Origin of the sequence: Lutimaribacter marinistellae, assembly GCF_042648365.1 — a bacterium.
Lineage (GTDB): Bacteria > Pseudomonadota > Alphaproteobacteria > Rhodobacterales > Rhodobacteraceae > Lutimaribacter_A > Lutimaribacter_A marinistellae.
The window spans coordinates 158,682-181,896 of the sequence record NZ_JBHRXI010000001.1 but is presented as its reverse complement, the minus strand read 5'-3'; the positions used below and the strand labels follow the sequence as shown (position 1 = coordinate 181,896).

General features: G+C 59.5%; 23 protein-coding genes. 17 read left to right on the top strand and 6 right to left on the bottom strand.

Annotated elements, in window-relative coordinates; translation table 11 throughout:
* Positions 1-10 precede the first annotated feature (10 nt).
* A complete protein-coding gene (locus ACFORG_RS00855; protein ID WP_386733480.1) occupies positions 11-1,030 on the bottom strand; it encodes a helix-turn-helix domain-containing protein in 1,020 nt (339 codons plus the stop codon).
* A gap of 153 nt (positions 1,031-1,183) precedes the next feature.
* Between ACFORG_RS00855 and ACFORG_RS00850 the strand changes: the two genes are divergently transcribed.
* The 3 genes from ACFORG_RS00850 (at position 1,184) to ACFORG_RS00840 (ending at position 4,714) form a co-directional block, all read left to right on the top strand.
* Positions 1,184-2,575, top strand: a complete 1,392-nt coding sequence (locus tag ACFORG_RS00850; RefSeq protein WP_386733479.1) for a metal-dependent hydrolase family protein — start codon at positions 1,184-1,186, stop codon at positions 2,573-2,575.
* A 110-nt stretch (positions 2,576-2,685) separates the two neighbouring features.
* Positions 2,686-3,360, top strand: a complete 675-nt coding sequence (locus ACFORG_RS00845) for a DUF3299 domain-containing protein (protein WP_386733478.1) — start codon at positions 2,686-2,688, stop codon at positions 3,358-3,360.
* Between the two features lie 205 nt (positions 3,361-3,565).
* Positions 3,566-4,714, top strand: a complete 1,149-nt coding sequence (locus tag ACFORG_RS00840) for a carbohydrate porin (protein ID WP_386733477.1) — start codon at positions 3,566-3,568, stop codon at positions 4,712-4,714.
* Between the two features lie 34 nt (positions 4,715-4,748).
* Here ACFORG_RS00840 and ACFORG_RS00835 read toward each other — a convergent pair whose 3' ends face one another.
* On the bottom strand, positions 4,749-5,693 hold the full coding sequence (locus ACFORG_RS00835; RefSeq protein ID WP_386733476.1) for a LysR family transcriptional regulator: 945 nt from the start codon (positions 5,691-5,693) through the stop codon (positions 4,749-4,751).
* Between the two features lie 80 nt (positions 5,694-5,773).
* Here ACFORG_RS00835 and ACFORG_RS00830 point away from each other — a divergent pair, with 80 nt between their 5' ends.
* Genes ACFORG_RS00830 through ACFORG_RS00795 form a run of 8 tightly spaced genes read left to right on the top strand, consistent with a single transcriptional unit; the run spans position 5,774 to position 14,256 of the window.
* A complete protein-coding gene (locus tag ACFORG_RS00830; RefSeq protein ID WP_386733475.1) occupies positions 5,774-6,847 on the top strand; it encodes a maleylacetate reductase in 1,074 nt (357 codons plus the stop codon).
* A 31-nt stretch (positions 6,848-6,878) separates the two neighbouring features.
* Complete coding sequence (locus ACFORG_RS00825; RefSeq protein WP_386733474.1) at positions 6,879-8,156, top strand: ABC transporter substrate-binding protein; 1,278 nt, start codon at positions 6,879-6,881, stop codon at positions 8,154-8,156.
* 53 nt (positions 8,157-8,209) lie between these two features.
* Complete coding sequence (locus tag ACFORG_RS00820) at positions 8,210-8,929, top strand: ABC transporter ATP-binding protein (protein ID WP_386733473.1); 720 nt, start codon at positions 8,210-8,212, stop codon at positions 8,927-8,929.
* The gene (locus ACFORG_RS00815) at positions 8,926-9,723 is read left to right on the top strand and encodes an ABC transporter ATP-binding protein (RefSeq protein WP_386733472.1); all 798 of its coding nucleotides are present in this window, start codon (positions 8,926-8,928) and stop codon (positions 9,721-9,723) included. Before ACFORG_RS00820 ends, ACFORG_RS00815 begins: the two co-directional genes overlap by 4 nt.
* A complete protein-coding gene (locus ACFORG_RS00810; protein WP_386733471.1) occupies positions 9,720-10,580 on the top strand; it encodes a branched-chain amino acid ABC transporter permease in 861 nt (286 codons plus the stop codon). The genes ACFORG_RS00815 and ACFORG_RS00810 overlap by 4 nt, the downstream gene beginning before the upstream one ends.
* 3 nt (positions 10,581-10,583) lie before the next feature.
* The gene (locus tag ACFORG_RS00805; protein WP_386733470.1) at positions 10,584-11,645 is read left to right on the top strand and encodes a branched-chain amino acid ABC transporter permease; all 1,062 of its coding nucleotides are present in this window, start codon (positions 10,584-10,586) and stop codon (positions 11,643-11,645) included.
* A 1-nt stretch (position 11,646) separates the two neighbouring features.
* Positions 11,647-13,404: an FAD-dependent oxidoreductase gene (locus tag ACFORG_RS00800; RefSeq protein ID WP_386733469.1), complete on the top strand. Its 1,758-nt coding sequence runs from the start codon at positions 11,647-11,649 to the stop codon at positions 13,402-13,404.
* A gap of 12 nt (positions 13,405-13,416) precedes the next feature.
* Positions 13,417-14,256, top strand: a complete 840-nt coding sequence (locus ACFORG_RS00795) for an intradiol ring-cleavage dioxygenase (protein ID WP_386733468.1) — start codon at positions 13,417-13,419, stop codon at positions 14,254-14,256.
* 64 nt (positions 14,257-14,320) lie between these two features.
* Here the strand turns inward: ACFORG_RS00795 and ACFORG_RS00790 are convergent, their stop codons facing one another.
* Complete coding sequence (locus tag ACFORG_RS00790) at positions 14,321-15,226, bottom strand: LysR family transcriptional regulator (RefSeq protein WP_386733467.1); 906 nt, start codon at positions 15,224-15,226, stop codon at positions 14,321-14,323.
* Positions 15,227-15,355: 129 nt separating this feature from the next.
* On the opposite strand from ACFORG_RS00790, the gene ACFORG_RS00785 reads away from it, so the two are divergent.
* From ACFORG_RS00785 to ACFORG_RS00770, 4 genes are all read left to right on the top strand, one after another.
* Positions 15,356-16,261, top strand: a complete 906-nt coding sequence (locus ACFORG_RS00785; RefSeq protein WP_386733466.1) for an alpha/beta hydrolase — start codon at positions 15,356-15,358, stop codon at positions 16,259-16,261.
* A gap of 38 nt (positions 16,262-16,299) precedes the next feature.
* A complete protein-coding gene (locus ACFORG_RS00780) occupies positions 16,300-16,749 on the top strand; it encodes a nuclear transport factor 2 family protein (protein WP_386733465.1) in 450 nt (149 codons plus the stop codon).
* A gap of 155 nt (positions 16,750-16,904) precedes the next feature.
* Positions 16,905-18,527, top strand: coding sequence for an FAD-dependent oxidoreductase (locus tag ACFORG_RS00775; RefSeq protein WP_386733464.1), 1,623 nt, complete (start codon positions 16,905-16,907; stop codon positions 18,525-18,527).
* A 134-nt stretch (positions 18,528-18,661) separates the two neighbouring features.
* Complete coding sequence (locus ACFORG_RS00770; RefSeq protein ID WP_386733463.1) at positions 18,662-19,102, top strand: DUF4399 domain-containing protein; 441 nt, start codon at positions 18,662-18,664, stop codon at positions 19,100-19,102.
* Positions 19,103-19,279: 177 nt separating this feature from the next.
* Here the strand turns inward: ACFORG_RS00770 and ACFORG_RS00765 are convergent, their stop codons facing one another.
* The 3 genes from ACFORG_RS00765 to ACFORG_RS00755 are packed head-to-tail and all read right to left on the bottom strand — an operon-like array spanning position 19,280 to position 21,183.
* Positions 19,280-19,657, bottom strand: coding sequence for a nuclear transport factor 2 family protein (locus ACFORG_RS00765; protein WP_386733462.1), 378 nt, complete (start codon positions 19,655-19,657; stop codon positions 19,280-19,282).
* 36 nt (positions 19,658-19,693) lie between these two features.
* The gene (locus ACFORG_RS00760) at positions 19,694-20,269 is read right to left on the bottom strand and encodes an HD domain-containing protein (RefSeq protein WP_386733889.1); all 576 of its coding nucleotides are present in this window, start codon (positions 20,267-20,269) and stop codon (positions 19,694-19,696) included.
* A 32-nt stretch (positions 20,270-20,301) separates the two neighbouring features.
* Complete coding sequence (locus tag ACFORG_RS00755) at positions 20,302-21,183, bottom strand: phytanoyl-CoA dioxygenase family protein (RefSeq protein ID WP_386733461.1); 882 nt, start codon at positions 21,181-21,183, stop codon at positions 20,302-20,304.
* Positions 21,184-21,287: 104 nt separating this feature from the next.
* On the opposite strand from ACFORG_RS00755, the gene ACFORG_RS00750 reads away from it, so the two are divergent.
* Positions 21,288-22,190 (top strand): LysR family transcriptional regulator, encoded by a 903-nt coding sequence (locus ACFORG_RS00750; protein ID WP_386733888.1) that lies wholly within the window; start codon positions 21,288-21,290, stop codon positions 22,188-22,190.
* A 245-nt stretch (positions 22,191-22,435) separates the two neighbouring features.
* Positions 22,436-23,158 carry a haloacid dehalogenase type II gene (locus ACFORG_RS00745; protein WP_386733460.1) on the top strand — a complete coding sequence of 241 codons (723 nt, stop codon included), beginning with the start codon at positions 22,436-22,438 and terminating at the stop codon, positions 23,156-23,158.
* Positions 23,159-23,215: the final 57 nt, after the last annotated feature.

Genomic DNA, 23,215 nt, shown 5'->3' with positions numbered 1-23,215 from the left:
TGCATTTCCACTAGGTTTGCGGTTTCGAGGAGTCTGTCCGGAACTCCGAAGGTGTCATGCCTGTCTGAGACTTGAAGAAGCGCGTGAAATGCGCCTTGTCGGCGTAGCCCAGTTTCGCTCCGATCTCAGCGGCAGTTTTGTCTGAGTTGCACAGTAGCTCCCTGGCAACGTCAGTCTTGAGCCGCTTGATCTCGCGAGGGAGGCTCGTGCCGTGCTGCTTCAGCGCCTTTTGAAGACGGTCCGCCTGAATGCCCAGCCAGCCCGCGATGGTTTCCGGTCCAAGGTCCGGCTCGTCCAGACGGTTGCGCAATATGGACCGCATCGCGGCGACTAGGGTGACCTCCTCGTTTCGGGTTGCCGGCTGCGGTGGGGCTTGCCTGGACATTTTGGTGACTTCGCGGAACAGCCAGTCCACCGGGAAACTCAGCCGCATTCCGGGGTCGGGGCTGAGCCGGGTTTCGACACCTGCATATCGCGGTGGAACCCCGGATATGTACCTTGTTTCACAGGCTACAAGGCTCGGGTCCCAGCTGTCGCCGGTGACTGATTGCAGAATTCTAACGTGGACCGCCAAGCCGAAACCGGCGGACTGGACCGGAGCTACTGCAGGTTCCTGCAGGCGGGCGACGCGGTAGACGGCCTGATCCGATTCCACGATAAGGCTGTGGCGCACCGAGCTCGCTTCTTGCGGGACGCGGCGCACATACGCGGCAAGAAATTCAAACAGTGTCTTGCTCTTCTGCAGGGACGTTGCGAATGGCGGCCATGCGTTAAGGTCGAACGCCTCGCCCACGCGCAGACCCAAATACCTGTCGCCTGCGAGGTCCGAGAGCGCATTCAGCAGTCCATAGACAAGCTCGGAATGGACGTAGAGGTTTGTATCGTTAACCTGACCTGGGCTGAGGCCGACCCGTTCCAACGCCGGGCTTGGGTCGATCTGCCGTTCCATGAGGTGTTGCAGGAAAGGGGCCGCAAGGGCGAGACGGACGAACCCTTCATGATGAGTGTGCGTATCGCTGTTGATTGGCATCGGTGCCTCCTAAGGCCAGCATAGAGCGACCATTCGGGATTCTGTTGCCTGTTTTGACGCAAGAAACCGACTTTTTCCTCCGAAACTGGCAACCGAAATACGTGCACCCGCTGATATGAATTGATGGACAACACGGTTTCGGAGGCTTGTGCCATGCCAAGTTCATTCAGGTCGGTAATGTTCGCGACGGTTATCGCGCTTTCAAATCTCGGCCTTGCCGAGGCGCAGGAAGACGCGCCACGACAAGTGCTTTTCACCAACGTGAATATTTTTGACGGTGTGAACGCCGACTTGATCGAAAACGGATCGGTCCTGATCGAAGGCAACCTGATCAAGACAGTATCGGCCAACCCGATTGAGGCACCCGATGCAGAGGTGATCGACGGCGAGGGCCGCACATTGACACCTGGCTTTATCGAGAACCACGCGCATCTGATGCTGATGGGGCCGAGCCTCAGCGCGATGGAGGCCAATTCGACTTGGGAAGATTTCGGGATCCACGCAACCCTGATGGCGAAGATGTACCTTTTGCAGGGTTTCACGACGGTACGAGATGCCGGGGGGGCCAACGGCGGTTTGCGCCGTGCCATCGACGCAGGGCAGATTGTCGGTCCGCGCTACTATCCGTCGGGCGCCTTCCTCAGCACTCGGGGCGGACACGCTGATTTCGGGAATTTCACGGCACCCCCGGGAAGCGAGACGAATTTCGGCCGTCTGAACATGGCGCAAGAAGTCAGCGGGGTCGACGACATCTACCTGTATGGTCGCAACAATTTTCGGATGGGTGCGACACAATTGAAATTCATGCAGTCGGGTGGCGTGGTGTCGGCCTTTGACCCTTGGCAACTGCTCGCCGGATCAAAGGAAGAGATCGAGGCCGCGGTTCAGGTCGCCGGTGAATATGGCTCTTACGTGATGGCGCATTCGTATCGGAAGGAAGCGATCATGAATGCGCTCGACGCGGGCGTTATGTCCATCGAGCACGGGTTCTCGTTCGATTGCGAGATCGCTGAAAAGATGAACGAAATCGGGGCCTACATCACCACGAACTTGACGGCATTCGATCCAGGTCTTCTCGATATTCCAGCGGTCAAGAACCAGCCTTCGAGCCTCGCGAAGGCGATCTCTGCATCGGCCACATTTGCCAACTATGTTCCGAACATGAAGGAGTGCCCGGTCAAGCGTGGGTTCCAAACCGATTGCGTAGGAACCGTTGAGGCTTGCAATATCCAGATCGCTTACGAAAAGCACCTGAACAACGAGTTCTTCGGCCCTTACCAGTCGATGGTCACACTGACCTCCATCGGCGGCGAGATTGCGGCGCTTTCCGGCGATTTCACCAACCCCTACACCGAGGGCAAGCTTGGCGTGATCGAGGAAGGCGCCTATGCGGACATCCTTCTGATCGACGGCAACCCGCTTGAGGATTTCTCGGTGGTGGGAACGGGTGACAAATGGTTTGGCGCAGAACCGCGTCCGGAGAGCCCGGAGACCATCCGGATCATCATGAAGGACGGCGTCATGTACAAAAACACGCTGAACTGAATCGAGGCTCACAAGGCTGGTGTTCCGCGCGCTTTGTACCTTGGATGCATCTTGTTTCGAGGCGGGGTGTGAAAGGCGCAGGGCGGCGTATTCTGAAAGGGCAGGCACCAATGCACAGGTTTCTTGCGTTCGTATTTATGTTGCTCTCGGCGGGGGCAGGCGCGGCTGATGGGCAGTTTGACTGGGGCGACCTGATCGATCCTGCCGCACAGACATTCGACGACCCGTACCGCGATCTGAGTTATGATCAGATGGAAGCGCTGGTGACCATCGTTCGAATGCGAACACAGCTGTCGAACGCGGAACTGCCAGATAGCGTCCGCGCGCGGATCGAGGTCCGGTTGGATAAGGCGGAGGCTGCTCTGGTCGCCGCGGGCATAGATATTGATTGGCTGATCGCGCAGCGATGGGTCGTTGCAGAAAAGCGCAAGCGCGCGGCGAGCCGGGGTAATCCGGCCGTAGACGGGGTCGAAGTGCTACTGGCGGGCTTCGTGATTCCAGCACCTCCGGACAAGAACGGGACGTTGACTGCATATCTTGTACCCGAACGCGGCATGTGCTCTCACATGCCGCCGCCCCCACCCAACCAGCTCATCAGGATCGTCGCGTCCTCGTTGCCCGAATTTCAGCGCATGCACGAACCGGTTATCGTGCGTGGTCGCCTCGAGGCCGTCGAGTCCAACCGAGACGTGTTCGTCGTCGATGGTCCGGTTCCGATGTGGAGCGCGTGGACGCTGAACGCGGAAAACATTGAAATTGTTGGCAGACGGGAGGTCGATGGATAACGATAACATTCTTTGTGTCGTTATCGGTGGTCGTACTCATTCAGGGCGTTTCATGACGACCCGTTGAGCACGGTCCAGCATCATTTTGAAGAATGGCTGCCACAGGTAAATCAAGGGAGTGAGGTCCTTCATTGTGAAAACCCCCGTTCCAGTCCGAAAGAGCGGTGATCCGATCAGGAGCTCATTTTTCTGGGCTGCGTTGTTCATGGCGACCCAATGCGCGGCAGAGGCAGACGGGCTGTCGGGGCCGTCTTCCACACAGGCTGACCTGATGCCCGGCGACGGGTTGACCGATCCGCAATTCCGCTCGGACTTTCCACGAAGCGCGGCTCCGGCATGGTTCGCGTGGAAGGATCGGCTGGCCGATGGTGGTTTCCGATTCAACATCGACTACCTGTTTTTGGGTCAAAACTCCTCGTCCAACCTTGGTGTGGGAGAGGCTGGCAGCGGAATCGCGCGGGTTTACGGGAGTTGGCAGGCGACCGAGAGCGGTTCGCTGACCTTCAAGGTGGAACATCGCCACGCCTATGGGACAGTTGCCCCGCAGTTTCTGGGCCTTGACGGCGGCGCGGTTTCGATCTCGGGCACAGCATTCAACGACAACGGATTACTGCTGACCAACCTTTTCTGGACGCAGCGCGACCCCGAAGGGTTGTGGTCGCTGCAGGTGGGCCAGATCGACGTCACGGATTTTCTTGACGTTTATGGACTGGTCAGCCCCTACTCGGCGTTCCAGAACCTTGCCTTCAACACGAATCCGACCATCAACGCACCCAACCCGGGGCTGGGTATCGCGGGTGGAGTGAAGTTGGGCTCAAACTTCTATGCGGTTGCCTCGGTTGCGGATGCAAACGCGGATCCAAGCTCGCCGGATTTCGATGTCTTCTCGCATGGCAACCTCTTCAAGAGCCTTGAAGTGGGGTACACGTCAGGGCCCGACCGGATCTATTTCGACAATGTTCACCTGACACTATGGCACGCGGATGCGGCCGATGATGGCAGCAGGGCCGAGGATTACGGCGCGGCTGTTTCCGCTGCGTGGTTCGTGGACAACGCATGGATGCCGTTCTTGAGGGCCGGTTGGTCCAAGGGAACCGCGGCTCTCTATGATCGCTCGGTTTCGGCTGGCATCGGGTATTTCTCGCGCAATACCGATCTTGCCGGTATCGGCCTGAACTGGGCCGAGGCGCGGGGCATCGCCGGTCGCCAGTTCACGGCAGAAGCGTTCTATCGCTTCTCCGTCTCGCCTGGGTTGCAGATCACCCCCTCGATCCAGTTCATAGAGAACCCGCTTCTCAATCCCGGCCAATCCAGTATCGCGATCATGGGCCTGCGTGCGCGCGTGGTTTTCTAGGCGACGATCCTGTGACTGCGGTGCGCTCATCGTGTTAGCGCCACAGCCGTTCCTTGCCGTGCATGGCCATGCGGCGGCTCATTGCCTCGAACTGGCCTATGAGGAACTGCCGAAAACGTCTTACGGCCGGATCGATATCCGGGCCCGTGACCAAAAGGCCAAGTGTTCTGTCCGGGTGACCGATGTCGAGCGATAGCGCAGCGACCTGCTCTCGCGATTTCATCGAGAAAATGACAGAGTATGGAAGAACCGTCAGACTATCGGACCCGGTCAGAACACCAAAGACCGAAGATAGTGAACCGCCAGAGAAACTGATCCTGAAATCCTCGGCGCCAATTTTTGCGAGGGCTTGCTGAAGGTCTTTGTAGAGCGGGCTTTCGGTCGGCGGCGCGATCCAGGGAAACTCGGCGATGTCGGCCAGCGTTACCAGCTTTCGGCGGGTCAGCGGGTGACCGGCACGGCATGCAATGACGTTGTGACCGGGAAGGAGCGGGTGGAAATCGAGGTCGCTGGGCACCTGATCTTTTTGCAGGGGAAGAACCGCGATGTCGAAGCGGGTGTTTCTTACGCCTTCGACAAGATCCCCCGCATAGCCATAGGTCTGGTCGACGCGAACGTCAGGCAAGCTGCCTTGGAACAGTGCTATGAAGGGCGCAATTACCCCATCCATGAAGATAGGTGTACCCCCCAAACGTACCATGCCGGATCGCCCCGAGCGGTAGCGGTCGGCCGTTTCGCCGGCGATGCGACTGGCGCGCAAGACTGTGCGGCCCTGCTCTGCCAGGGCGAGACCCAGATCGGTCGGCTGAAGCGGGCGCCGTCCCGGCAAGAAAAGAGGCGACCCGATCCGCGCCTCGAGTTGGGCAAGGGTGCGGGACACGGATGGCTGCGACTTGCCCAGAGACTGCGCACCTTCCGTCAAGCCGCCCTGATCGACGATCGCGGCCAGAATTTCGAGGTGCCTTGGGTCCAGTTTCATAACGCGAAGTTATAAACTTTCGCATCTATTCGATCAATCGGCATGCCATGACATGTTATTCTGGTTTGGGGAGTAAGAATATGTCGTATTTCCAGCCGCAATTCGTGAGCGATACAGCCGCCGTCAGAGTGCGGTTCGGCCCCGGCGTGAGCCGCGAGGTCGGGGCCGAGATCGACCGGCTAGGCAAAACCCGCGCGCTTATTCTGTCTACCCCTCACCAGGCTTCGCAGGCCCTGTTGCTTGCCGAAGACGTGGGCGCACGGTCCGCCGGGATCTTTTCCAAGGCCGCGATGCACACCCCGGTCAAAGTGACCGAAGAGGCGCTGGCCCATGCGCGCGACGTCGGTGCCGATTGCCTCGTCGCGATCGGGGGCGGATCGACAACGGGGCTTGGCAAGGCCATCGCCTATCGGACGGACCTGCCTCAAATCGTCATCCCCACGACCTATGCCGGGTCAGAGGCCACGCCCATCCTCGGTCAGACCGAAAAGGGGCGCAAGACGACCCTGACTGATCCCAGGGTGCAGCCCGAGGTCATCTTGTACGACGCTGAACGCATCGTTTCGCTGCCGGTCTCGATGACCGTCACCAGTGCACTCAACGCCATCGCCCACGCGGCAGAAGGGCTGTATGCACAGAATCGAAACCCGCTGACGACCGCTCTCGCCGTTGAAGGGATGCGTGCCTTTGCATCCGCCCTGCCACGCGTGAAAGACGATCCTGCCGATCTCGATGCAAGGGGCGAAACGCTCTACGGTGCATGGCTGTGCGGCGCGGTCCTGGGGCAGGTGGGGATGGCGCTGCATCACAAGCTTTGTCACACGCTTGGCGGTTCGTTCGATCTGCCGCACGCCGAGACGCACGCCGTGGTCCTGCCCCATGCAATCGGCTTCAACCAAACCGCCGTGCCCGACCTTCTCGCCCCGGTCACTGAAGTCTTCGGAGGAACGTCGCCCGGCGCGGCTTTGCATGATTTCGCGAACCGTATGGGGGCGCCTCTCAAGCTTGCCGACTTGGGTTTCGAAGAGACTGACATCGACCGCGCCGCGGAAATCGCCACGCAAAGCGCATACTGGAACCCTGCGCCGATCGACAAGACAGGCATACGCAATCTGCTGGTGGCGGCCTTTCACGGGCGCAGCCCGGGTAGCTGAGGCCCCGACCATCTCAAGGGAGGAACACGAGATGCTGACACGACGCAAACTTTTGAAATCAACCGCAGCTTCCGGTCTGACGCTTGCAGCCGGCGGGCTGGCCGCTCCGGCAATCGCACAGGGGGCGCGCATTCGTATCGGCTATGTCACCCCTCAATCCGGGCCACTAGCGGCATTTGCCGAGGCGGACCCTTTCATCCTCGAAGGGTTCGAGGCGACAGCAGCGGGTGCGAACTTCGAAGTGATCGTCAAGGACAGTCAATCCAATCCGAACCGTGCCGCCGAAGTTGCGCAGGAACTGATCGTCGATGACGAGATCGACCTCATGCTGGTTGCCTCGACGCCCGAAACCACCAACCCGGTCACGACGACCTGCGAGAACGAAGGCATACCCTGTATCTCGACCGTGGCACCTTGGCAGCCGTGGTTCATCGGCCAGCAGGGCAACCCCGGCGATCCGGCAAGCTGGCAGCCGTTCGACTATGCCTATCATTTCTTCTGGGGTCTTGAAGATGTCATCGCCGTATTCACCAACATGTGGGGGCAACTCGATACGAACAAATCGGTCGGTGGCCTTTTCCCAAATGACGGGGACGGCAATGCATGGGGCGATCCGAACGTGGGCTTTCCGCCGGTCCTGAACGAGCTTGGTTACACGCTGACCGACCCCGGCCGCTACCAGAACCTGACCGACGATTTCACGGCGCAGATCAACGCGTTCAAGCAGAACAACGTCGAGATCGTTACAGGAGTTGTCATCCCTCCCGACTTCACGACCTTCTGGACCCAGGCCAAGCAGCAGGGTTTCACGCCCAAGGCGGCCTCGATCGGCAAAGCGATACTCTTCCCGCAAGCCGTCGAAGCGCTGGGCGATACCGGCCACAACCTGTCGTCCGAGGTCTGGTGGTCCCCGTCGCACCCATTTTCGTCGTCCTTGAACGGCATGACGGCGGGAGAGTTGGCGGAAGGTTTCACGCAAGCCACGGGACGCCAGTGGACCCAGCCGATCGGCTTTGTGCATGCACTGTTCGAAGTCGCCGCAGACGCCATGAGCAGAGTCGATGATGCGGGCGACCCGGATGCCGTCGCCGAGGCCATCGCTGCGACCGAGTTGAACACCATCGTCGGACCATTGGCCTGGAACGGTGCAGGCCTGCCGCCATTCGCCGCGCGGAACGTGGCCAAGACGCCGCTGGTCGGCGGACAGTGGCGCCGACGCGATGGTGGAGGATACGACCTCGTCATCGTCGACAACCAGACCGCCCCGGACATCCCGACCGGTGGCTCCATGGAGGCGATCGAAGGCTGAGGTAACAGGGCGCGAACGTTCTTCGCGCCCTCTTGGCCCGTCCAAGAGATCACATGTCCATCCTGTCGCTTCATAACGTTTCAAAAGCGTTCGGCTCGTTGACCGTGACGGACGACGTGACCTTCGATGTGCCCGACGGGCAGGCGCTGGGTATCATTGGACCGAACGGCGCGGGAAAATCCACGCTTTTCAATCTGATCACCGGTAACCTTTTACCTGATGCCGGAACGATCCGGTTTGACGGGCGGGATGTAACGCGCGAACCAGCGATGCGAAGGTGCCTGTCGGGTGTCGGGCGCTCGTTCCAGATCCCTCAACCGTTCGAGAAGCTGACAGTTTTCGAGAATCTCGTCGTTGCCGCAACGCATGGGCGCGGTCTGTCCGAAACGGAGGTCACCGGGATCTGCGCAGGTGTTCTTGAAAGAACGGGCCTGTTGCGCAAGGCGAACGAACCCGCAGGCAGGCTTTCCCTGCTGGAGCGCAAGCGTCTGGAGTTGTCGCGGGCGATGGCGACCGGTCCGAAACTCTTGCTGCTCGACGAGATTGCCGGGGGGCTGACGGATGGCGAGTGCAAGTCTCTGATCGAAACGATCCAGGGCATCCGTGAGGAAGGCGTCACGATCATCTGGATCGAGCATGTTCTGCACGCCCTTATCAGCGTTGTGGAGCGATTGCTTGTGCTCGATTTCGGCAAGGTGATCGCGATAGGCGAGCCGTCGCAGATCATGGAGAGCCGGGAAGTGCGGGAAATCTACTTGGGGATCGACGTATGAACGCTCTGTTGGAAACACGTCGGCTAACGGCAAATTACGGGGATTTCCAAGCCCTTTTCGGAGTCGACATCCGCCTGAACCGTGGCGAGACCGTCGCCATCATCGGTGCCAACGGTGCTGGCAAGACGACGTTGATGCGGTCCATCACCGGGGTTCTCAAGAACCAGGCTGACCAAGTGGTTCACGACGGCGTTGAGATCGGGCACCTGCCCGCGGACACGATCATGAAACGCGGCATTGCGATGGTTCCCGAAGGTCGCAAGCTGTTCCCTTCGCTCAGTGTCGAGGAAAACCTGGTTATTGGTGGGCAACACAAGGGCGGCAGCGACCTCGGAGATCGCATCGACAGCATTATCAGTCGGTTCACCGGCGCTCCCGACCCGATGGAATTGGCTCAGGGACATGATGGCCGCGGATACTGGTCGCTTGATACGATTTATGAGCTGTTTCCGATCCTTCGCGAACGGCGGGACAATCCCGGAACCGCGCTTTCGGGCGGGCAGCAGCAGATGGTGGCCATCGGGCGGGCGCTGATGTCGAACCCCGATGTCATTCTCTGCGACGAGATCAGCCTCGGTCTCGCCCCGATCGTGATCCGGGACATTTACGCCGCGCTTCCGAAAATCAAGGAAACCGGTGCCAGTGTCATCGTCGTGGAGCAGGATATCGGTCAGGCCATGGCCGTGGCCGACCGCGTCTATTGCATGATGGAAGGGCGCGTAACGCTCGAAGGCCGGCCATCGGAGATCTCCCGTGACGATATCCACGCGGCCTATTTCGGAGCGGCAGCATGATCTGGGTCGACACTATTGTCCAGGGCGTTCTGCTCGGGGGGCTATACGCCCTGTTTGCCGCCGGTCTCAGCCTCGTCTTCGGGATCATGCGGCTGGTGAACCTTGCGCATGGCGACCTGATCGTTCTCGGTGCCTACCTCATCCTTGTCGTTGTAACGGTTCTCGGGCTGCATCCTTTCATTGCCGTTCTGCTGGCCGCACCGATCATGTTCGTACTTGGATGGCTTCTTCAAAAGATCGTTCTCAACCGTACGCTTGGCGAGGACATTCTACCGCCGCTGTTGGTCACTTTCGGGTTGAGTGTCGTGATCCAGAACGCTCTTCTGGAAGGGTTCTCGGCGGACAGTCAGCGCATTTCGGTCGGCGCGCTGGAAACCGCGTCCCTGCCGGTCGGCCCGGTCACGGTGGGTGTCATGCCGCTTCTGACGTTCCTGTCGGCCGTGGCTGTCATTATTGCGCTGAACCAATTGTTCTACCGTACGGCGATCGGGCGCGCATTTCGTGCAACATCGGACGACCCGGTAACCGCCAGCCTCATGGGTGTCAGGCCGGATCGCGTTTTCGCCACCGCCACGGCCATCGCCCTGGTGGTTGTGACGATCGCCGCGCTCTATTTGGGGACGCGTGCCAATTTCGATCCATCCGTTGGGCCGGCCCGGCTGATCTATGCGTTCGAAGCCGTGATCATCGGTGGTCTCGGCAGCCTGTGGGGCACCCTTGCCGGAGGTGTGATCATCGGGGTCGCGCAGACGGTCGGGGCGGCGATCAATCCGGAATGGCAGATACTCGCCGGGCATGTCGCGTTCCTTCTGGTTCTTCTCATACGCCCTCAGGGCCTGTTTCCCAGGGGAGGTTGAGACATGGCCGCCGTCTATTCCGTAAGAACGCGTACCGCTGCTTCGACCTTTGCATTTGTCGTCGCCCTTGTCCTTGTGCTCGCGCTGTTCGCCGCGCCTGCCTTTGTGTCGCGTGGGTTGATCCAGGATCTGTTCTTTATTCTGACCATGCTGACGCTGGCGCAATTCTGGAACCTGCTCGCGGGCTATGGGGGGCTCGTATCGGTCGGGCAGCAGGCATTCGTAGGGCTAGGCGCCTATGCGCTTTACGGCGCAGTGATACTGGGTGGTGTCGATCCGGTTGTGTCGATCCTTCTCGCGGGCATCGCTGCTCTTATCCTTGCGGTTCCGACCGCGTTTTTCGCCTTCCGTTTGCAGGGAGCCTATTTCGCCATCGGTACTTGGGTCATCGCCGAAGTCGCAAGGCTGAGTGTCGCGCAATGGCGATCTGTCGGGGGTGGCACGGGAACGTCGCTACCACGCGACGCGCTGAAGGAAATGATACTGGTCGAATGGATCGGGGACCTGTTCGACACGCGCGCAAGTGCCGCACGAGATATCCTCGCGTACTGGTTGGCGCTGGTGCTGGCGGTTCTGACCATCGCAGGCATCTATTGGCTGTTACGGACCAAGCGTGGACTGGCGCTAGCAGCTGTGCGGGACAACACCGAGGCTGCCAAGTCCGTAGGTGTCGATGCGGGGCGCATGAAATGGCTGGTGTTTCTGACATCCGCCTTTGGAACGGGCCTGGCCGGCGGGCTGATCTACCTCCAAAAAGCACGGATATCGCCTGACGCGGCTTTTAGTGTCGTCGACTGGACGGCCTATGTCATCTTTATCGTCGTCATCGGCGGTATCGGGACGATCGAGGGGCCGATCCTCGGCGTTATCGTCTTCTTCATTCTCCAGAACATGCTGGCCGACTATGGCAGTTGGTACCTGATGGTCCTCGGGCTGATCGGAATTGTTGTCATGCTTTTTGCGCCTCGTGGTCTCTGGGGGCTGATCTCGGAGAAAACCGGATTGCAACTCTTTCCCGTGCGGCGGCGTCTCGTCGGCGGGAGTCTGAAAGGCAGGGAGGGCTGACATGGCCGAAATCGAAACCGACGTTCTAATCATCGGCACCGGGCCGGCAGGGTCCGCAACTGCGGCGTTGCTGTCCAGCTACGGGATCGAGAACATGGCGATCAACCGTTACCGATGGCTGGCCAACACGCCGCGGGCCCACATCACCAACCAGCGTTGCATGGAGGTTCTGCGTGACCTCGGACGCGAGGTCGAGGACGAGGCTTATCTGCACGGAACGCATCAGGATCTGATGGGCGAAAACGTATTCTGCGAAAGCCTTGCCGGTGAAGAGATCGGGCGGATGAAAAGTTGGGGCAAGCACCCTCTGAGCCGTGCGGAACACCTGCTTGCATCGCCCTGCCACATGATCGATCTGCCGCAGACCTTCATGGAGCCGATCCTATATGGCACGGCCTGCCGGCGCGGCACGCAGGGGCGGATGTCCACCGAGTATCTCAGCCATAAACAAGATGCCGAGGGTGTGACGACAACGTGCCGTGACCGCGTTTCAGGACGGGTGTTCGAGGTTCGGTCAAAGTATCTCGTTGGCGCAGACGGGGGCAATTCGGCTGTGGCCGAAGCCGAGAACCTGCCTTTCGAAGGTCAGATGGGCGTTGGAGGGTCGATGAACATTCTGTTCCGGGCCGATCTGTCGCGCTACGTCGCGCATCGTCCCTCTGTGCTGTACTGGGTGATGCAGCCGGGTGCGGATGTCGGCGGCATCGGCATGGGCCTTGTTCGCATGGTCAGGCCATGGAACGAGTGGTTGATCGTCTGGGGGTACGACATCAACGAACCGGCCCCCGAGGTCGATGAGGAATTCGCAACGGGTGTCGCCCGGCAACTCGTCGGTGATCCCGAACTCGAGATCGAGCTTTTGTCGGCGAATACGTGGACCGTGAACAACATGTACGCGACCCAGATGCAGAAGGGCCGCGTTTTCATAATGGGGGATGCCGCCCATCGGCATCCACCATCGAACGGTCTGGGGTCAAATACCTCCATTCAGGACGGGTTCAACCTTGCATGGAAACTGGCTGCGGTGCTGAAAGGACAGGCGGGCGAGCAGCTTCTTGATAGCTACTCGACCGAACGCGCGCCCATTGCCAAGCAGATCGTGACCCGTGCGAACCAATCCATCGGGGAATTCGGCCCGATTTTCGAAGCGTTGGGAATGACCGGGGGTACCGATGTCGAAAAGATTCAGGCGGCAATGGATGCCCGGACCAATGCCACGCCCGAGGGCGAAAAGCAGCGCGAGGCGATCCGCGACGCCATCGCCTTCAAGAAGTACGAATTCGATGCCCATGGCGTGGAAATGAACCAGCGTTACCGGTCGGATGCGGTCGAAGCGGATGGGCAGATCGAGCCGGCGTTCGAAATCGACGCCGAACTGCACTATCAGCCGACGACCTGGCCCGGGGCGCGGCTTCCGCATGTCTGGGTATTCGAACATGATACTGGCGATCAGGTCTCGACACTCGATCTTTGCGGCCGTGGCAAGTTCACCATACTGACGGGAATAGGTGGCGAAGCATGGCAGGACGCCGCGACGAAGGTAGGACCGGAACTCGGTCTGGATATCAAGGTGCATGTCATCGGCCCACGCCGATCGATCGTCGATCACACCGGTGACTGGGCCCGCGCGCGCGAGATCTCGGATTCCGGCTGCGTTCTGGTTCGGCCCGACCACCACGTGGCCTGGCGCACCGAGGCGATGGCCGCCGACCCGGTTGCCGAGCTGCGCCGTGTCCTGACCAAGATCCTGGCGCGCTGAGAGGAGGCTCAGATGACCGACTATTTTACCGAAGAAGCCTCGGCCGAGGTCGTCAACGCCCGCATGGGTGCCGAGGTGGACCCACGCCTGAGGCAGGTGATGCACGCGCTGGTGAGCCATCTGCATGCTTTCATCAAAGACGTCGAGCCGACAACGAAGGAATGGGAGTCTGCAATCGATTTTCTGACGCGCACGGGCCAGATGTGCTCGGACACGCGACAAGAGTTCATCCTGCTGTCGGACGTGCTGGGCGTTTCGATGCTGGTCGACGCAATCAATCACCGTCGCCCGGACGGAGCGACGGAAAACACCGTTTTCGGCCCTTTCCACGTCGAGGGTGCACCCGAACGCGCGATGGGAGATAACATCTCGCTAGACGGGCGGGGTGAAACCTGCCTGTTCCAGGGGCGGGTTCTTGACCTTGACGGCCGGCCCGTGAGGGGCGCAATCGTGGATGTCTGGTCGGACAATGCCGAGGGTTTCTATGACGTGCAGCAGCCAGACACCCAACCGAAATGGAACAACCGCGGTGTTTTCCGAACCGGAGAGGATGGACGTTACTGGTTTCGCGGCATAAAGCCCGTTTCCTATCCGATCCCCGACGATGGGCCTGTTGGTCAGATGCTCGAACGGGTCGAACGTCATCCTTGGCGTCCCGCGCACATGCACTTTCTGGTGACTGCAGAAGGGTTTGAGCCGATCACGACCCACACGTTCGTGGCGGGTGACTCCTACCTCGAAAGTGATGCGGTGTTCGGAGTGAAGGAGTCGCTTATCGTTCCGTTCCTCGAAAACGAAGCTGGCGATACGTCGTGGAAGTCGGAGTTCGATTTCGTCCTGAAACCACACTAGCACAGATCGTGGGCCAGCGCACATAGTGCGGCCCACGCCCAACTGGTTTCGGGCCTTTGATTGATCAGGGCCGTATCTCGGTTTGGCAGTGACCGAGGTGCTCTCGGAACAGTTTCAGTGCCATCATCGAGCGATACTCTCGGGGGAAATACAGGAATATGCCGGGTGTGGTCCCAAGATGCTCCTCGAGCACCGACACCAGTGTCCCGTTGAAAAGTTCGTCGGAAATACAGTAACGAAACGTATAGATCTTTCCAAGTCCCCGCTTGGCCAGATCGATTGAAGCAGGGATGGTGTTCGTCACAAGACCTCCCTGAACGTCTACGGTGAATGGATCGCCGGCCGCCTCGAAAACCCAAGGGGCAATGCGACCGGATGACTGAAACCGGTACCGGATGCAGTTATGCTGCAGAAGGTCGCGCGGTGTGTGCGGTGCACCGTGCTTTGCGAGGTAGTCTGGACTTGCCGCGACGGCCAAGGCCAGCGGCGGGGTCAGTCGCACCGCCACCATGTCCTGCGCGATACGGTCGCCCAAGCGGAACCCGGCGTGAAGTTCCTCGCCTAGGATATCGGATAGAGCATCGGTAAGCGAAAGCTCCAGTTCGATTTCGGGATACTTGGCGCAAAAGCCCGTGAGAGCCGGGGCAACAAACAAGTGATAGACGAATTCCGGCATGGCCAGCCGAAGGGTGCCTCGCGCTGCGTGACCTGTGGTGCGTGCGCTTTCCACGGCTTCTGCCAGCTGATCAAAGGCGGGACCCGCTCCACGTATCAAGGCACGTCCGGCTTCTGTCAGGCTGATCGAGCGGGTCGTACGGATGAAGAGCGCGGTGTCCAAATGGTCTTCGAGAGATTTCAATTGATGGCTCACCGTTGAGGGTTTGAGGCCAAGGGCGTCGGCCGCGGCGCGCAAGCTGCCGTGGCGCGCGATTGCAGCGAAGACTTCGAGCATGGAAAGTGGAAGGCGCATGACACCTCAAAAAAGCTGATTGATTGATTTTCTGCAGTAAAGAAGTGCCAAAAGGGGTAATTAACGCAGGATAACTCCGAATTTATGCTTTGCCCATCACTGTAGCATGCAATCCGTAGGAGTATCCTCATGACCATCACCAACCTGCAAAATACCGCGTTGCCCAAAGGGGTTACGGAACGTGCGGTTACCTTCGACAGCAAGGGTAACGCCTTGAAAGGGGTGCTTTTCACGCCAGAGAATGCCGATGGGGCGCTTCCGGCCGTGATCGTCACCGGTGCATGGACCACGGTCAAGGAACAGATGGCCGGGACTTATGCGCGTGAATTGGCCGACCGGGGGTTTGCCGCCCTGGCGTTCGACTTTACCGGTTGGGGAGAAAGCGAAGGCTCTCCGCGTTACGTCGAAGACCCTGTTGTGAAAACCGCAGATATCCATGCAGCCGCTGCCTTCCTTTCCTCTCTCCAAGAGGTCGATCAAACCCGTATCTCGGGCCTCGGCGTCTGCGCATCCTCGGGTTACATGGCCGAAGCCGTGGCCGACGAAGAACGTCTGACAAAAGTCGCCCTGGTAGCGCCCTGGTTGCACGATCCGGCGATGGCCGAGGGAATCTATGGAGGTTCGGAAATGGCCGCGAACCTGATTGCCGCCTCGGAGGCTGAGGGGGCCGCGGAAACCGTTCTACTTGCAGCCTCGGTCAGTGACGAGAATGCGGTCATGTTCAATGCGCCATATTATACAGAGGAAGACCGCGGTCTGATCAAAGCATATGACAACAAGTTTTCCGTGGCTTCGTGGAAGCCTTGGCTGACCTACGACGCGCAAGCCAGTGCCGACCGGATGGCCAAGCCGATACTCATGGTCGGTTCACCTTCAATCGCTTTGCCAGCAGGTGCCCAAGCCTATGAGGAAAGGACCAGGGGCCCATTGGAAAAGGTCTGGTTGGGCGAAGACGTTACCCAGTTCGATTTCTATGATCGCAAGGATGCCGTGATCGCTGCCGCAGACGCCGTTTCAGATTTTCTGAAAGCCTGAGACGTCGCGGCACCGTAATTCATCTAGGGATACCGAAAATGACCCAAGAAGTAACCAACGCCGTCGTGCGGTTCTTTGCGGCAGTTGATGCAAGAGACTGGGAAGCGGCCGAACAGCTTATGACAAGACCTTTTCACCTCGATTATTCGAGCTTTGGGGCGGGCCCCGGAGCAGATCTTGACCCGGCGGACGTCTTGACAAGCTGGCAGGCCATGCTTCCGGGTTTCGACGCAACTCAACATCAGCTTGGTCCGCTTGCGATCGATATGCGCGAAAATAAGGCCATCGTGAAAGCGTACGTGACGGCCACCCATCACATTGCAGATGCTGAAGGTGGCGAGATCTGGACCGTTTACGGGGATTACGACCTCACACTCCGGCGGGACAAAGATGGCAGTTGGAGACTGAGTGCGAACATCTTCAATTTCAGACTGGTCACGGGGAATGCCAGCCTGCCGGGACTGGCGCAGAGGCGCGTAGGCAGCTGATCGGAAGCATCTTCTGTCCGAACCCGTTGCCGTTCTAGCTGCAAGATGACCCGAACCGCCCGAATTATCGGCGGCGCGGGTCCGTAACGGTCACCCGGGGTTATCCGGCTCCTTGCAGGTACTATATTCACCCAAGCGCAGGAGAGGACGTTCCCATGGAAAGATTTGCAGCAGACCTTGCACAGATGCAGCGCACACCGTTGAGCGCTGATCATGTCGAGGCGCTGCGAAGGATCGGCACACGGCGAAACCTTGCTGCTGGCGATATCGTCATTCGTCCGGGAGATCGGATGGATGAGTTTCTCTATATTGAAAACGGCGAGATCGAGGTCGTGAACCCGTGGACGGGCGAGCGTATGGTCGAATCCACCATGGGGCCATCGCAGTTCACCGGCGAAATCGGCATGCTATCGGGCGCGGTGTCCATGGCGCAACTGCGGGCTTGTGCAGATACCACCGTCATCGCCGTTTCAAACAAGGCGTTGGTCGATCTGATGTCGCGGATTCCCGAGATGAGCGACATTATCCTGACCGTCTTTGCGGCGCGCCGCAGGGGGCATGTCGAGCGCGGTCACACCGAACTCAAACTGATCGGCGCAGACGTAGATCCGAACATCCAGCGGATTGCCCAGTTTGCCTCTCGCAACCGGATCGCCGCAAAGCTGATCGACCTCGACGCCCCCGACGCCGCCGAAGAACGTGCTGCCTGCAACCTGCAAGACGGCACACCGGGTGTGTTGTTCGGGGGGCAGGCCATTCACGACCCCACCCCGGAAAAGGTTGCGCGCGCCCTTGGATTGGAATTGTCCCTCGGCGAGGACGAGGTGATCGACGTTCTGATTGTCGGAGGAGGGCCGGCCGGAGTTGCCGCTGGCGTTTATGCCGGTGCCGAGGGGTTGTCGGCAGTTGTCGTCGAGGACACGGCCATCGGCGGACAGGCGGGCACGTCAAGCCGGATCGAAAACTACATGGGGTTTCCAACCGGCATTTCCGGGGGTGACCTGGTCTGGCGTGGAGAGGTGCAGGCGATGAAGTTCGGCACGCGGTTTGCAATGCCGGTTCGGGTCGACGCGCTGGAACGCCGGGACGGGCTGTTCTGCGCCGCCCTGTCGGACGGGCGCGAAGTCTGCGCCAAAGCGGTCATCGTCGCGACGGGCGTGCAGTATCGAAGACTACCGCTGGATCGGATCGAGGAGTTCGAAGGGGTAGGTATCTATTACGCCGCGACCGAGATGGAGGCGAGGTTTTGCCGCGAGACCGAAGTAATCGTGGTCGGCGGTGGCAACTCGGCAGGTCAGGCGGCCATGTACCTCAGCAGGATTGCGCATCATGTACATTTGCTTGTCCGCTCCGACAGTTTGGCGGCATCGATGTCGCGTTACCTGTCTTCGCGACTTGATGCCGATCCGCGAATCTCGATCCACTTCAACACCGAAATCGAGGCGCTCGAAGGTGACAAACGGTTGAGCGGCGCGACAGTGCGTGACAAGTCGACGGACACGACACGCCACTTCGATAGTCGCGCCGTCTTCATCATGGTGGGCGCAGCGCCAAACACCGGTTGGTTGCAGGATCGCGTTGCGCTCGACCAACGGGGCTTTGTCCTGACCGGACCGGAACATGGCGGTCGTACCCAGTTCGAAACATCAACTCCCGGCATTTTCGCCGTCGGGGACGTTCGGGCCGGATCCGTCAAGCGTGTCGCGTCGTCGGTGGGCGAAGGCTCGGTGGTCATGAGCGCAGTCTGGTCCCACGTCAACGAAACCGGGGGGCATTGAAGCTCAGGACAGGTCGGTACAGCAATGTCGCGGACGCTGTCACAATCAGCACTCAGCTCGAAGGAAAGCAACGGTGTGCTAGTTTGTGATTGGACGGGTCACGAAAACCCGTCCCAACGGTAGAGGAGGCCGTCATGAAACAGATGAAACTTGCCACCTTTTTTGCAGCCGGGCTGCTGCTGTCCTCTGTGACGCCGACCTTGGCGCAGGACGAACGCACCCCGGCGCCAACGGATGCGCGTGCTTACATCATATCGCCTGCCGATGGGGCCACGGTCAGCAACCCTGTGACGATCCAGTTCGGCCTCGAAGGCATGGGTGTCGCTCCCGCGGGCGTGGAGGCCGACAACACCGGCCATCACCACCTGCTTATCAATACCGACCCGTCGGAGCTGGACCTGAGCCAAGGCCTGCCGGCGACCGACCAAATCGTGCATTTCGGCGGTGGTCAGACGCAGGTAACAAAGGAGTTACCGGCCGGAACACACACGATCCAGCTGTTGTTGGGCGATTGGTCGCACGTCCCTCATGATCCCCCGGTAATGTCCGAGCCGATAACCATCACGGTGAACTAAAAGGCGGGTTCGGTATCGCGCATGTCGGAGCGGCTCCTTTTCAAGTATGAAGAGCCGCTTCTGTGCATTCTCAATACGTAACCACGACGACAGGCATTGCGGTTCTATCCGCGCCGTCTTGGCGGCGACGCGCGGCATCCGGTGCGGGTTCAACCTTGGCGTTGTGACCATACTGCGTCAGGCGTACTTGTGTCCGACGCCTTCCCTGATTGGGTGAGTGTCGTAAAAGATCGACATGGAGGCGAATTTGTCATTTCCGCCAAACGTGAAATAATCGATGCCCCGAAACACGATCCGCTCACCATTATTCAGAGTCCAGTCATACTCGAAGTGAGCCGCCGCGCTGTGGCCCGCCTCGCCCAGTAGAACGTCGAAGACAGTCGGCCTGCTTGCCGTCGACGCGTCAGCAAGTTTCTGGAAAAATTCCGGCACCGCCATATTGCCGAGGAATGGTGAGGTTACGATCGCATCGACCTCGAACAATCTGACTATGCCGTCGATGTCAGATGCGGTCAGCAAATCGAAATAGCGTTTGACTAGGGCAACCTTGTCCATGTTCGTCACGTTCGAACCCTCTGTCGGCGAGAGGTATCAGGCGCCGGTCAGCGACGACACGACCCCTTCGCGTATGACCGCGGGGTCATATGCCTTGCGGGAAAACACCTCGCGGACAATTGGTTCAAAATGCTCGAGTGGCAAGGTGTCGTAGTCCGGATCGAAGGATGACTGATCCCAGCGTTCACAGAACTCGGCGCATGCGTCGAAACACGGATGGTCCCGAAAACGTTCACGGGCGTTTTCGTCCCAACCGTAATGACGGCCGTAATACAGCATCTGGAAAATCCCGTGGTGTTCGACGACCCACGATACATCCCACCTTACAAAGGGCCGAATGACCTCGGCGGACATCCGGTCATGGTTCTGTGGGGCCAATCCGTCGCCGATGTCATGCAAAAGCGCGCCGACGATCCAGTCGATATCGGCACCATCGCGTTCCGCACGGGTTCCCGATTGCAGCCCGTGCTGCAGGCGGGTGATCTTGTAGCCATCCAGTGTGTCCTCACCCGCGCGGCGCAGCTCGTCCATGACCCGGTCCGCCGTCATCGCGAGATATGGTTTCTCTAGCTTGGCGAGAAGCTGGTAATCCTCTTTCGTGCCATCCTTCATCTGCGTGAACGACACAGTCGTATTGCCCTCGGTCATAGCTTCTGCCCCTCCATGCCGGTCTTGCCGTACAGTGCCACATCACCCTCGGCGCCCGCGGCAAGCACTTCGCTCTGATCGTGTCGGACACGGTCGTAGATTACGAGATCTTCCGGTGCAAACAATCCGCGCGGCCCGGCGAGGTTGATCCAACCCTGGCCCGCGTCGACGCCACGGACCAGCATGGCATAGTCGCGTCTCAGTCCGGGTTGGCGGACGTCGGGCGTGACGTAGCGGATCGCCACGCCAATGCGCCTATCGGTCGAACGGTTTTCGCCGGAGGCGTGAAAACAACGCCCGTGGTGGAGAGACATTTGACCGGGTTTCAATGGACCGTACACCGCTTGCGTCTCGTTGACCTTGTCTATCGATTGCCCTCGGGAAAGCAGGTTGTCAGCGTCGAACGTGTCATGATGTGCAACAAGGCCAGCTCTATGGCTGCCGGGAATGAACCGCATGCAGCCTGCCTCGACGCTCACATCGCTCAATGCGATCCATGCGGTAACCTCCTCGTCGGTCTCGCCCATGCCCCAGTAGGTGATGTCCTGGTGCCATGAAACCGTTTTGGAGCTTCCCGGTTCCTTGATGAACAATTCGACCGACCAGACAAGCAGATCGGGTCCAAGAATGCCCTCGACAGTGTCCAGAATTTCCGGCCGCCGGGCCAGATCGGCAAGTAGAGGAATTACGATCTGGCCGTTCACCCGGAAGAACTGTTCCAGTTCGTGTTCCCCCGCGCCCTCTCGATGCATGGCTTCGAGGGTTTCTATCTCGGACCGGATAGTTCGGGCTTCCTCTTCTGAAAACACGCGCAAGCCCGACAGAAAACCATCATGTTTGTATCGTGCAACCGCCTCATGTGTCAGTCCGCCAGCCATTGTCGTTGCTCCGCTTGGAATCCTGATGTCAGGTTCCGACAGAGTTCTGGTTCAGTCCAGACGTAGCTGTTGCCCCTAAGGGAAAGCTGAACTTAACCTTGGGCATGGTAAGACGCATTCCTTCGCTCAATTGGCTGCGCGTGTTCGAAGCAGCGGCGCGCACCGAAAGCTTTGCTTCGGCGGCCAAACTGCTTGCGATGAGTCCGCCCGCCGTCAGTCAGCAGATACGCGCTCTGGAAGAGTATCTTGGCAGTCCGTTGTTCCTGCGACACGCGAAAAGCGTTGAGCTGACCGAGGCCGGTCACGCGTTTTTGCCTCCGGTACGGCAAGCCCTCAACTCGATGGAAACAACTGCCGAGGCGCTTTTTCCATCGGATGGAACCGAAGTTGTCACCCTTCAGGCGGTTTCTCTCCTCGCGCTGAGTTGGCTGCCGTCGCGCATCGCCGCCTTCGAGGTTCAAAACCCGGACATCCGGGTCTCGCTGACCTCGGGAAATGCGGTTGCCGACTTTCGGCGCATACTGCCGGGGCGTGGTCCCGATCTGCAGATCATTTTTGGCGGCACGGCAGAAGCAACGCCGGGCGCAAAGCCGTTCCTGCCGGAAAACCTTTCGATCGTTGCCCGCAGAGACATTGCAGACGTAACCGTCCCGCAAGTGTCCCTTTCCGGGCGCAGGCTGATAGATGTTGCGCAGCATGCGAGCGGTTGGTCGCAGATGCTGGCGGCGCTTAACGATAGCGAGGTGAATGGGAGTGTTCTGAGCTATGTCGATTCCACGCCAGTGGCTTTCGCTCTGGCGGCAGAGGGGCTGGGGCTGGCGTTGGAGCGTGCCCCGGCAAGCGACGGTCTGCGCGACGCCTATGGTCTGGTCCGCGTTCCCGGCTCCCCCAGATTGATAGGCACCGAGGCCTATCACATTCACACACCCGGCTCTTCGTCCCCGAGACGTGCGGTACGGTTGTTGCGGGACTTCCTGATTGAAATCGGTCTGGAGCCTGACACGTGAACCGGCGCGAGCAGTTAGGATGTCGGCGACACGTAGATTGGTGCAACACGGTTGAAACGAAGGTGCGCCCGAGGTTCGGTTGATCCAAACACCAAGGAAACGACGTTCGCCAAACCATTTTTCGCGAAGGGACGCTTTGCAAACGGCCTTGCTCCAGTGAATGCTATGCCCCAAGACGAACCAAGGATCCCGATAACACGGCGCTGCCGAACGCCCCAAACCCTGCACAGATGAAAGGCCAACCCATGAAGCTGAGCGATTTCAAGGCGCTGACATTTGACGTTTATGGCACGCTGATCGATTGGGAAAGCGGCATGGTGACCGGGCTGAAACCGTTGACCGACAGGGTCAGCCGCCATCTCAGCCGCGACGACATCCTCGAGGCGCACGCCTACTACGAGTCGACAACCCAGAAATGGACGCCGTCCAAGAAGTATTATGAGTTGCTGGCCGTGGTCTACCGCAGACTGGCCGAGGAATGGGGCGTCGAAGTCACGTGGGAGGAATGCGTCGCCTATGGGCTGTCCGTTCGCCAATGGCCCGCTTTCGACGACAGCCGCGATGCGCTGGCCTATCTGAAACAGCACTTCAAGCTGGTTGTCCTGACCAATACCGATAACCTGTCATTCTCGGGTTCCAACGCACGGCTGGGCGTGACGTTCGACGGCGTCTATACCGCCGAGGACATTGGCAGTTACAAGCCCGCCGACCGAAATTTCGACTACATGCTGGAGACCCTTGCGCGTCGCGGAATCCAGAAACATGAAATCCTGCATACGGCAGAAAGCATGTTTCACGATCACCAGCCGGCAAACAGACACGGGTTGAAGAACTGCTGGATCTATCGCCGTCACGACAAGGAGGGTTTTGGCGCGACGATGAACCCGGGCGACATGCCAAGTTACGATTTCCGGTTCAACAGTATGATGGACATGGTCAAGGCCCATCAGGCAGAACTGGCCGAGTAAGGCAGGCCGGGCAGTCCATTTTAGCGAATGACCTTTGAAAAGACAGGCCCCAGATCG

Excerpts from the sequence above, each read along its gene's own strand:
- ACFORG_RS00825 (WP_386733474.1), top strand. The coding sequence starts at position 6,879 with ATGCTGACACGACGCAAACTTTTGAAATCAACCGCAGCTTCCGGTCTG.
- ACFORG_RS00840 (WP_386733477.1), top strand. The coding sequence starts at position 3,566 with ATGGCGACCCAATGCGCGGCAGAGGCAGACGGGCTGTCGGGGCCGTCT.
- ACFORG_RS00765 (WP_386733462.1), bottom strand. The coding sequence starts at position 19,657 with ATGGACAAGGTTGCCCTAGTCAAACGCTATTTCGATTTGCTGACCGCA.
- ACFORG_RS00850 (WP_386733479.1), top strand. The coding sequence starts at position 1,184 with ATGCCAAGTTCATTCAGGTCGGTAATGTTCGCGACGGTTATCGCGCTT.
- ACFORG_RS00770 (WP_386733463.1), top strand. The coding sequence starts at position 18,662 with ATGAAACAGATGAAACTTGCCACCTTTTTTGCAGCCGGGCTGCTGCTG.
- ACFORG_RS00845 (WP_386733478.1), top strand. The coding sequence starts at position 2,686 with ATGCACAGGTTTCTTGCGTTCGTATTTATGTTGCTCTCGGCGGGGGCA.
- ACFORG_RS00760 (WP_386733889.1), bottom strand. The coding sequence starts at position 20,269 with ATGAAGGATGGCACGAAAGAGGATTACCAGCTTCTCGCCAAGCTAGAG.
- ACFORG_RS00805 (WP_386733470.1), top strand. The coding sequence starts at position 10,584 with ATGGCCGCCGTCTATTCCGTAAGAACGCGTACCGCTGCTTCGACCTTT.
- ACFORG_RS00785 (WP_386733466.1), top strand. The coding sequence starts at position 15,356 with ATGACCATCACCAACCTGCAAAATACCGCGTTGCCCAAAGGGGTTACG.
- ACFORG_RS00835 (WP_386733476.1), bottom strand. The coding sequence starts at position 5,693 with ATGAAACTGGACCCAAGGCACCTCGAAATTCTGGCCGCGATCGTCGAT.
- ACFORG_RS00830 (WP_386733475.1), top strand. The coding sequence starts at position 5,774 with ATGTCGTATTTCCAGCCGCAATTCGTGAGCGATACAGCCGCCGTCAGA.
- ACFORG_RS00775 (WP_386733464.1), top strand. The coding sequence starts at position 16,905 with ATGGAAAGATTTGCAGCAGACCTTGCACAGATGCAGCGCACACCGTTG.
- ACFORG_RS00745 (WP_386733460.1), top strand. The coding sequence starts at position 22,436 with ATGAAGCTGAGCGATTTCAAGGCGCTGACATTTGACGTTTATGGCACG.
- ACFORG_RS00780 (WP_386733465.1), top strand. The coding sequence starts at position 16,300 with ATGACCCAAGAAGTAACCAACGCCGTCGTGCGGTTCTTTGCGGCAGTT.
- ACFORG_RS00790 (WP_386733467.1), bottom strand. The coding sequence starts at position 15,226 with ATGCGCCTTCCACTTTCCATGCTCGAAGTCTTCGCTGCAATCGCGCGC.
- ACFORG_RS00815 (WP_386733472.1), top strand. The coding sequence starts at position 8,926 with ATGAACGCTCTGTTGGAAACACGTCGGCTAACGGCAAATTACGGGGAT.
- ACFORG_RS00800 (WP_386733469.1), top strand. The coding sequence starts at position 11,647 with ATGGCCGAAATCGAAACCGACGTTCTAATCATCGGCACCGGGCCGGCA.
- ACFORG_RS00750 (WP_386733888.1), top strand. The coding sequence starts at position 21,288 with ATGGTAAGACGCATTCCTTCGCTCAATTGGCTGCGCGTGTTCGAAGCA.
- ACFORG_RS00820 (WP_386733473.1), top strand. The coding sequence starts at position 8,210 with ATGTCCATCCTGTCGCTTCATAACGTTTCAAAAGCGTTCGGCTCGTTG.
- ACFORG_RS00855 (WP_386733480.1), bottom strand. The coding sequence starts at position 1,030 with ATGCCAATCAACAGCGATACGCACACTCATCATGAAGGGTTCGTCCGT.
- ACFORG_RS00755 (WP_386733461.1), bottom strand. The coding sequence starts at position 21,183 with ATGGCTGGCGGACTGACACATGAGGCGGTTGCACGATACAAACATGAT.
- ACFORG_RS00795 (WP_386733468.1), top strand. The coding sequence starts at position 13,417 with ATGACCGACTATTTTACCGAAGAAGCCTCGGCCGAGGTCGTCAACGCC.
- ACFORG_RS00810 (WP_386733471.1), top strand. The coding sequence starts at position 9,720 with ATGATCTGGGTCGACACTATTGTCCAGGGCGTTCTGCTCGGGGGGCTA.